Origin of the sequence: Neobacillus citreus, from assembly GCF_018343545.2 — a bacterium.
Taxonomy (GTDB): domain Bacteria; phylum Bacillota; class Bacilli; order Bacillales; family Cytobacillaceae; genus Neobacillus; species Neobacillus citreus.
The window spans coordinates 82124-90681 of record NZ_JAGYPE020000018.1; the positions used below are offsets into that span (position 1 = coordinate 82124).

Here is an 8558-nt window from a genome sequence, read left to right on the forward strand (position 1 = left end):
CTTAAAAAGAAATTTTTGCACCAGGGCAAATCTGATCATTCAAAAAATGCTGCGGATCACTACTTAATACACGAATAACTTGATAATTTTGCTGGTCTGTTTGTTCGACCAATAAAGGGATGCCCTGGTAGGAAACCGTTTGCTGATTTTTGAAGGCATCTGCATCATAAGGGAATATTAGCTCCTGCGGCATCATCGTATATAAAATCATTGAATCAGTCCCTTATTTTCATCCTTTTTTAACTCAATCAATTCATTCAGTTTCTTCATCGCATGGCCGAGGCCCCCTACTTCATCTATCAACCCATATTTCACAGCTTCTTCGCCAATCACGTTTGTTCCGATATCCCTCGTTAAATTCCCTTTAGCAAACATTAATTCTTTAAAGGTTTCTTCCGGTATTTTTGAATGCTTGGTTACGAAACTAACAACCCGCTCCTGCATTTTGTCCAGATATTCAAAGGTTGCAGGGACGCCGATGACCAGTCCTGTCAAGCGGATTGGATGGATTGTCATCGTTGCGGTTTCAGCAATAAAGCTGTACGTGCAGGAAACAGCGATCGGAACTCCAATTGAATGGCCGCCGCCAAGGACAATCGAAACGGTTGGTTTCGATAAAGTGGCCAGCATTTCCGAAATGGCGAGTCCTGCCTCAACATCACCGCCTACCGTATTTAAGATAATCAATAATCCTTCAATATTCGGGTTTTGTTCAATCGCTACAAGCTGGGGAATAATATGTTCATATTTTGTCGTTTTGTTTTGCGGTGGAAGCGCCATATGCCCCTCAATTTGTCCCACAATCGTCAAACAGTGAATTTTTGAATCTGGGGATAATTGCGGGACATTCGTTTGTCCAAGCTGCTGTATTTTTTCTACTAAAGGAGAAGCAGGTTTTTCCTCTTTTTGTGGCTCGGTGCTCCCTGGATTCTCCGCGTCATTTTTAATAAAATTGTTATTCATCCCAATACTCCCTTCAAGCATGATATCTTTTAGTATTCGCCTATGAAATAAATTCATGCTTGAAAAATAAACATCAAAAGGGGCCTGTCCCCCGCTGCGTGGATCATGTGCAGCGGGGCCAGGCCCCTATAAGATTATACTTCCATTATAATTGGCAGAATCATCGGCCGTCTTTTTGTTTTTTCAAAGAGGTAACGATTTAAATCATCTCTAATTTCCTGCTTTAAGCTTGACCATTCAAAGCTTTCCTTGGCAATATTTCTTTCAACGATATCACGGACTAATTTAGTGGAGTCATCCATTAACTTTTCAGACTCCCGGACGTAAACAAATCCCCTTGATATAATTTCCGGTCCGGCGGCAATTTTCTTTTCCTTCTTTGTCAGGGTGACGACAACTATTAATATGCCATCCTGAGACAATAATTTACGGTCCCGCAGGACAATGTTCCCTACATCGCCTACGCCAATTCCATCAATCAGGACATTTCCGGATGGCACTTTACCTGTAATGGCAAACTTCCCATCCTTCCATTCCACCACGTCACCGCGATCAGGAATGGAAATCTGCTCATCGCGAAGACCGCATTCCATTGCAATTTTCCGATGTGCTTTCAACATCCGGTATTCGCCGTGAACAGGAATAAAGAATTTAGGCTTCATCAGGTTAATCATAAATTTCAATTCTTCTTGGCTGCCATGGCTTGAAACATGGATGGTCCGTTTCCCGGAAACAACATTAGCACCCGCTCTAAATAACATATCAATTGTTTTAAATAAAAATACTTCGCTGCCCTTTAGCGGCGAGGCAGCTATCAAGACAGTATCACCCGGCTGGATATTGATCAGCTTATGTGTCTGCTTAGCCATTTTTTGCAGCGCCTCAATTGGTTCACCCTGGCTCCCAGTCATCAAGACGGCAATTTCCTTGTCTTGATAATTCTTAATCTCATCAATAGATATGATTAAATCATCCGCCACCTCTAAATAACCCAAATCCATGGCAATGTGGTAAATTCGCTCAAGACTTTTTCCAACTACTGCGACTTTACGTTTGTTCTCCTTGGCTGCATCAAAAATATGCTGAATTCTATTAATATCAGATGCAAAGCAGGCAGCAATAATCCGCCCCGGTGCATTGTAAAAAGCGTTCGATAATTCGCGCTCGACGATTGCTTCAGACGTTGTATAACCCGGTTTTTCCGCTTCGGTACTGTCTGATAGCAAGCATAATACACCCTGTTCACCGATAGCTGCCATTTTTCCAATTTCCGGCTTATAAAGCCTGGTGGCTGCCTGATCAAATTTAAAGTCGCCCGTGTAAACAATGATTCCTTCTGAAGTGTGAATACAAACCCCAACTGAATCTGGAATACTATGATTAGTCCTGAAAAAGCTTACCTGGACAGTATCTAAATCGAGAACCATATTGGAATCTATCTCGATAAAGTCAGCTTTTCCATTAAAGTCCTGCTCCTTTAATTTGGCTCCTGCCAGTGCAAGTGTCAGTTTCATTCCGTAGACAGGCGCATCGATCTGCCGAAGTATGTATGAAAGAGCCCCGATATGATCCTCATGTCCATGCGTTAGAAATATTGCTTTAACCCGGTCCCTATTCTCCTTTAAGTAGGTGATATCAGGTATTACCATATCAATGCCCAGCATTTCTTCCTCGGGGAACATTAGCCCGGCATCAATGACGAATATGTCCTTGTCCACTTCCACCAAATACATATTCTTTCCGATTTCCCCTATTCCACCAAGTCCAATTATCTTGATGGATTGATTTTTTTTCTTTATCAAATCCTTTTCCTCCTAAACCTAAGTTGCTCCGATCGAAATCAGTTAGGTTTATTATACTTGAAATCGGAAAACCTTTACAATGGTAAAAAAGGAAAAAACCAACCGAGCTTTTGGCGGTTGGTTTCTTCGCATTTATTTATGATTTAAAATTTCAATCAAATTAGCACGTTCCTGCTCTGTCAATCCCACTAGCGGCAATCTAACGGATCCAACATCCAAGCCTTTGATTTGCAGAGCTGTTTTCACAGGTGCTGGACTTGGTGCAGCAAATAATCCCTGCATCATCGGGAGCAGACGCTGATGTAATTTGGCTGCCCGTTGATTTTCTCCGTCAAAAAATGCTTTTACCATCTCTTGTAATTCATTGCCAATAACATGTGAGGCGACTGAAACAACCCCTGCACCCCCGATGGACAGCACGGGCAGCGTAACCGCGTCATCGCCGCTGTATAAAGCAAAGTCATCATCGGTATTAGCAATTATGTGCGTCATAGCATTTAAATCCCCACTCGCTTCTTTCACAGCCACGATATTTGGTATTTTTGACAAGCGGATAATCGTATCCGGGTGAATTGTCACAACCGACCTGCTCGGGATATTGTAGACCATTACCGGAAGGGTAGTTGATTCGGCAATTGCTTTAAAATGCTGGTATAGACCCTCTTGATTCGGTTTATTGTAATACGGTGCGACCAGCATAATAGCATCCACACCGACCTGCTCCGCTTTTTTTGTCATCTCGATTGATGCGTACGTATTATTGCTGCCTGTTCCGGCAATAACAGGGATTCGTTTATTTACGGCTTTCACAACATGGCTGAATAACGCCAGTTTTTCTTCTTTCGATAAGGTTGGTGATTCACCTGTTGTACCTGCCACAACAAGTGAATCTGTACCATTATCAATTAAATAATTGATTAGCTTCGTGGTTTTGCCAAAGTCAATATGCCCTTTATTATCAAAAGGCGTTACCATTGCAGTGGATACTCGCCCGAAATGAACCATTTTATTTCTCCTTTCGAAACTTTCGCTCCCCAAATCTGGTGCTTCTAACATCCTATTCAAAAGGTTTTCTTAAAAATCCAAGCTATTTAATTCTAGTGATTCATCTTCAAGGTGAAAGGCACTATGCAAGGCGTTTACTGATTTTACTAAATCCTCCTGCTTGACGAGGACCCAAATCGTCGTATGGCTGTCTGCCGATTGCAGAATCCGGATTCCTTGATTTGAAAGGGCCGTTACAATCTTTGAAGTAACCCCTGGGACTCCCGCGATCCCGGCACCTACTACGGAAACCTTGGCACAATGACGTTCAACCTCTGGCTCATGTCCCAATTCATTTAGTACCCGGATTGCTTTATCTGTCATTTCTTCTGTAACCGTATATACAACTCCGCTTGGAGAAATGTTGATAAAATCCACACTAATCTTCTCATTTGCCATCGCTTTAAATACTTCTGCCTGCAGGTAGTACTGTTCCTTTTTGGCAAAAACCTTTATTTGCGAAACGTTCGAAACATGGGCAATTCCCGTTACCAACCGTTCCTTGATGTCACTGCCGCGATTATTTTTATTTAAAGTAGTCACCAATGTTCCCTCGGATTCTGAATAAGTGGAACGAATCCGAATCGGCACTTTTGCTTGCATTGCGATTTCAACTGCCCTAGGGTGAATGACCTTTGCTCCCTGATAGGCCATATTACAAACCTCTGTATAGGTAACAACTGATAACGGCCGGGCATTTTCGGCAATGCGCGGGTCAGCAGTCATAATTCCTTCTACATCGGTAAAAATATCAATCCACTCAGCATTAAGTGCGGCTCCCAAAGCAGCAGCGGATGTATCGCTGCCACCGCGGCCAATCGTCGTCACATCGCCATTTTTGGCCGCTCCCTGGAATCCGGCAACCACGACGACATCATGGCTTTCCAGTTCCCTAAGTAAGCGATCGCACTTCATTTCAACAATTTTGGCATTGGTATGGTCGTTATTGGTTCTAAACCCTGCTTGAGCCCCAGTTAATCCCGTTGCATTAATACCGCTCTCAAGCAACATATTCGTAAACACAATGCTAGAGATTACTTCTCCACAGGACAGTAATAAATCATGCTCACGTTTAGAGATGTTACTTGTATTGCCGCCAATCAGGGACAGTAACGTATCGGTTGCATATGGATCGCCCTTTCTTCCCATCGCGGATACGACAACGACTACTTTATAGCCCTCAGCCAGCGCTTTTTCGATATGTCCCTGCGCATATTTCCTGCTAGATTCATCTTTGACGGAGGTCCCGCCAAATTTTTGAACAATGATTTTCATGGTAAACACCAAAACCTGCCTTCTCTATTTTACAAGCCCTAATTCTACTAATCTTTGTGCAATTTGGACGGAGTTCCAGGCTGCTCCTTTAAGAAGATTGTCTGAAACTACCCACATGTGAAATCCTTTGCTATTATCGATGTCATTTCTGATTCTTCCGACAAAGACCTCATTCTTGCCAACACAGTCGGCTGGCATCGGGTATACTTGGTTTTCTGGATCGTCTTGCAGAATCACCCCAGGTGCATCTTTAAGAAGCGCTTTGATTTCTGCGGCGCTCACATTATCCTCTTCAATTTCAAAATAAACAGATTCAGAATGTCCTACAGCTACCGGCAGACGAACACAAGTCGCGGAAACCTGAAGCTCCGGAAGATGCATGATCTTTTTCGTTTCATTAATCATTTTCATTTCTTCATAGGTATAGCCATTTTCCTGGAATTTATCAATTTGCGGAATCGCATTAAAAGCAATCTGATAGTGTTTTTTATCAGATTTCACAGGTAAAATTTGTGGTTCATACGATTCTTCATTTAAAATTGCCTTTGTCTGTTGAAGAAGTTCTTCTACCGCTGCAGCACCTGAACCGGAAACAGCTTGGTAGGTGGAAACAATAATTTTTTTCAAGCCAAACTTTTGACGGATTGGTTCTAAAGCAACCACCATCTGGATGGTTGAACAGTTTGGATTAGCAATGATTCCATTATGTTCAAATAAGTCTTTTTCATTAACTTCTGGAACAACTAAAGGAATATCGGTGTCCATACGGAATGCACTGGTGTTGTCAACGCAAATTGCACCGCGTTTTGCTGCCTCAGGAGCCAATTCTTTGGAGACACTTCCGCCCGCACTGAACAATGCGATATTTACACCCTCAAAGCTCTCTGGCTTTGCTTCTTGCACTGTATATTCACGGCCATTTATATCGACCTTTTTTCCTGCCGAACGAGCGGAGGAAAGCAGGGTTAACTCTCTAATTGGAAAATTCTCTTTCATTAAAGTTTGGATCATTTGTTGGCCAACAGCGCCTGTTGCTCCGACAACTGCGACGTGAAATCCATTTTGATGACTCATTCTTGTTCCCCTTCCTATTCACTGGCCGGTTATTCCCTTAAGTTTAAGTTTTCTTGCTGCCAGTATAGTAATATTTTATGATTGTTTTCATCAGCGGATTAACTTATTAACCCACTGATGAAAGATTAATTTATTTTATCATATTATTTGAAAGAAATAACCTTTTTTAATGAAGGGAAAGGAAATTAGTCCTGATCTTTGTATCTTTCAACCAATACCGGCTGAATCTGTCTGCCTTCCATTGCTGCTTCCACTGTTTCCGGAAGCATTGTCATTCTCGCCACCATTGAATTCGGTTTATTTATCGGGTCATCCTGTCCGTAAGGAATAAAGAAAATGTGTTTAGTGGCCATCAGTCTCATCAGGTTTACCCCATTTAACCCTAAAGCGTCATTCGTGGAAATACCTAAGACAACCGGCTTTAAATTTCGAAGCGTTGCTTTTGCCGCCATTAAAACAGGGCTGTCATTCATGGCATTGGCAAACTTGCTCATAGATACTCCTGTTAAAGGAGCAATTACCATACAATCGAGCGGCATTTTCGGTCCTAATGGTTCTGCTTTTACAATGGAATCAATTAGGTTATTGCCAGTTAAATCAACAATTCGCTGGACCCAATCTTCGCCTTTTCCAAAGCGGGTATCAGTGTTTTTAACCGTAAAGGTTACAATTGGAACCACCTCTGCGCCGGCCTGCACCAGTTTTTCAATTTCCGGAAATACAGCGTCATACGTACAATGTGAACCCGTTAATCCAAAACCAATTCTTTTACCTTTTAAACTCATTTTCCATTCCCCTTTCGATCTGGTTCTGTCTCTGAAAGCAGCTGGGATAGGACATCTGCTAAAATTTGCCCCGCTGTTTTGGGAGCGACAATTCCAGGCAGGCTGGGTGCAAGGAGGGCTTTGATTCCTCTCTTTTCTGCGTAACGAAAATCGGTTCCTCCCGGTTTTGAGGCAATGTCGATTACAATGGTATGTGCAGGTAGTTTGGCAATGACTGATGCATTAACAATTGGCTGCGGGATTGTATTGATTAAAATGTCTGTACCCGACACTTCCGTTTCAATATTGCTTAATTGAAACGGTGTCAGTGCCATTTCCGTAATTCTAGCAAGATGTTCGCTTTTTCTTGCCCCGACTTTTACTTTTGCCCCTAATGCATGGAATGCCCTTGCAATACTCATACCGCACCGTCCCAATCCTAGGACAGTTACATTAGAACCATGAATCGTAAAGTCAGTATGCTGGATGGCCATCATAAGTGTTCCTTCAACAGTCGGAATCGAATTATAAATGGCTACATCATCTCTTGAAAACAACTGGACTAGTTTTTTGTTTGTTTGCTCTGTAATCCCGTTTAAATAGGAATTGCTGATTCCTGAATAAATGGTACAATGCTCAGGAGTTTTCGAAAGAATATCCTCTGTTAAGACCACTTTCTCGTTGGAGAAAATCGTCTCTATTTGACCTTCTAAATTTGTGCCAGCGACTGGCAGAATAATGGCATCGATATTCGAAAAGTCAACCTCGGAGATTTTCTCCTTGACTGCACCAGTAAAGGCGTGGTCAAGCTGTTCAAATCCAATTAGCGCTAGTTTAGCATCTAATTCCGTTAACTTTCGGATAATTTCCAGCTGCCTGGCATCACCACCAATAACGGCTATCTGCATCCCTGTCAGCATGAAAACATTCACCTTCTTTTTTAAAGAATCCATTCAATTTTTCCTTTGTTCTTTATCACTTCCCCATCTTATGTAAGAAAGTTTCAATCGGTGAGTTTTCCACGCGGGAATATGCAAAAAAGCCCAAGCAAATTAAATTGCTTGGGCTTCAGGCTATCTTTTTTTCTAATTATTATTGAACGTTTTTTCAACAAGTCTGTTGATTTGCGCTCCAGGTGCTTCGCTTTCCGCGGGCGTGCCGGGGAGCCTCCTCGGCGCTAAAGCGCCTGTGGGGTCCCCAGCCCCGTACTCCCGCAGGAGTCTTCGCACCTTCCGCTCCAATCAACAGGTTTTTCAATTAGGACCTTTCACTTAAAATAAATAATAAAATAAGTGGTGAAATAAATGTTTAAGCAAAAAAAGGTATAGCTAAAGTGAAATAAATTTGTATCAATAGCTGAATTAGTTCCATGCGAGAAAACCGCTAATCGAAGCAGACTGCCTAAATTTAAAAAAGAATGCAACACATTTAGCAAGGATGGAAAATGTGTGTTGCATTCTTTAGGTTGATTTGGCTACCCTGTTGATTGGAGCGGAGGGCACTCGACTCCTGCGGGAAATAGAGGTCACTGGAGACCCCGCAGGCGCAAAAAGCGCCGAGGAGGCTCCAGGACCTCCCCGCGGAAAGCGAGTGCCCGGAGCGGAAATCAACAGGCCCAATAGCAGGCACAATAATT

At 42.5% G+C, this 8558-nt stretch carries 8 protein-coding genes; all 8 read right to left on the reverse strand.

The annotated features are described in order from the left end of the window. Position 1 precedes the first annotated feature (1 nt). On the reverse strand, positions 2-211 hold the full coding sequence (locus tag KHB02_RS12245; protein ID WP_213140750.1) for a YlzJ-like family protein: 210 nt from the start codon (positions 209-211) through the stop codon (positions 2-4). Next, positions 208-963, reverse strand: a complete 756-nt coding sequence (locus KHB02_RS12250) for a ClpP family protease (RefSeq protein WP_213140751.1) — start codon at positions 961-963, stop codon at positions 208-210. Before KHB02_RS12250 ends, KHB02_RS12245 begins: the two co-directional genes overlap by 4 nt. 134 nt (positions 964-1097) lie before the next feature. Next, the gene (locus KHB02_RS12255) at positions 1098-2765 is read right to left on the reverse strand and encodes a ribonuclease J (RefSeq protein ID WP_277398235.1); all 1668 of its coding nucleotides are present in this window, start codon (positions 2763-2765) and stop codon (positions 1098-1100) included. Between the two features lie 132 nt (positions 2766-2897). Beyond that, a complete protein-coding gene (dapA, locus tag KHB02_RS12260) occupies positions 2898-3770 on the reverse strand; it encodes a 4-hydroxy-tetrahydrodipicolinate synthase (RefSeq protein WP_213140752.1) in 873 nt (290 codons plus the stop codon). A gap of 69 nt (positions 3771-3839) precedes the next feature. After that, positions 3840-5084, reverse strand: coding sequence for an aspartate kinase (dapG, locus tag KHB02_RS12265; protein WP_213141300.1), 1245 nt, complete (start codon positions 5082-5084; stop codon positions 3840-3842). Positions 5085-5108: 24 nt separating this feature from the next. Then, positions 5109-6158 carry an aspartate-semialdehyde dehydrogenase gene (asd, locus tag KHB02_RS12270; protein ID WP_213140753.1) on the reverse strand — a complete coding sequence of 350 codons (1050 nt, stop codon included), beginning with the start codon at positions 6156-6158 and terminating at the stop codon, positions 5109-5111. A 185-nt stretch (positions 6159-6343) separates the two neighbouring features. Further along, entirely contained in the window at positions 6344-6943 is a 600-nt protein-coding gene (gene dpaB / locus KHB02_RS12275) for a dipicolinate synthase subunit B (protein WP_213140754.1), read from the reverse strand. Then, entirely contained in the window at positions 6940-7842 is a 903-nt protein-coding gene (gene dpaA, locus KHB02_RS12280; protein WP_213141301.1) for a dipicolinic acid synthetase subunit A, read from the reverse strand. The genes dpaB and dpaA overlap by 4 nt, the downstream gene beginning before the upstream one ends. Positions 7843-8558 lie beyond the last annotated feature (716 nt).

Coding starts and splice junctions, on each gene's coding strand:
- KHB02_RS12250 (WP_213140751.1), bottom strand. CDS start 963: ATGAATAACAATTTTATTAAAAATGACGCGGAGAATCCAGGGAGCACC.
- KHB02_RS12245 (WP_213140750.1), bottom strand. CDS start 211: ATGATTTTATATACGATGATGCCGCAGGAGCTAATATTCCCTTATGAT.
- asd (WP_213140753.1), bottom strand. CDS start 6,158: ATGAGTCATCAAAATGGATTTCACGTCGCAGTTGTCGGAGCAACAGGC.
- dpaB (WP_213140754.1), bottom strand. CDS start 6,943: ATGAGTTTAAAAGGTAAAAGAATTGGTTTTGGATTAACGGGTTCACAT.
- dpaA (WP_213141301.1), bottom strand. CDS start 7,842: ATGCTGACAGGGATGCAGATAGCCGTTATTGGTGGTGATGCCAGGCAG.
- dapA (WP_213140752.1), bottom strand. CDS start 3,770: ATGGTTCATTTCGGGCGAGTATCCACTGCAATGGTAACGCCTTTTGAT.
- dapG (WP_213141300.1), bottom strand. CDS start 5,084: ATGAAAATCATTGTTCAAAAATTTGGCGGGACCTCCGTCAAAGATGAA.